Origin of the sequence: Roseateles chitinivorans (assembly GCF_002761755.1) — a bacterium.
Classification (GTDB): Bacteria; Pseudomonadota; Gammaproteobacteria; order Burkholderiales; family Burkholderiaceae_C; genus Roseateles; species Roseateles chitinivorans.
In genome coordinates, this window is the sequence record NZ_PEOG01000179.1 from 1 (window position 1) to 507 (window position 507).

The 507-nt window shown below is 67.1% G+C and carries 1 protein-coding gene; it reads left to right on the top strand.

Going from position 1 to position 507, the window contains the following annotated elements:
* Window positions 1-30 precede the first annotated feature (30 nt).
* A partial coding sequence (locus CS062_RS25260) for an ABC transporter permease subunit (RefSeq protein WP_199174373.1) occupies window positions 31-507 on the top strand: 477 nt, incomplete at its 3' end.

Consider the following 507-nt stretch of genomic DNA (forward strand, 5'->3'; position numbering starts at 1 on the left):
GCGAGGGTACGCAACGGGATCCTGACCGCGGTGTCGGCGGTGATCGGCACACTGGTGGTCGCGTTCGTGCTGTGGCAACTGTGGACCAAGAACCAGTTGACGTCGGAGAAGTGGGAACCGTTCCTCACCGCGAACCTGTGGAAGACCTACGTGTTGCCGGGCGTGCAGGGCACGCTGACCGCGGCCGCGGTGTCGCTCGTGCTGGCGCTGGCCCTGGGGCTGGCGCTCGGTGTCGGCCGGTTGGCGACGACCCGGCCGATCCGCTGGGTGTGCACGGTCATCGTGGAGTTCTTCCGCGCCGTGCCGGTGCTGATCATGATGATCTTCGCGTACTTCTTCTACGCGGCGTACGACGTGTTCCCGTCCAAGCACCTCGCGCTGGCCGGCGTCATCACCGGGCTCACGCTCTACAACGGTTCGGTCATCGCCGAAATCGTCCGCGCCGGTGTGCATTCCCTGCCCCGCGGGCAATCCGAGGCGGCCGCATCGCTCGGCTTGTCGTGGTGG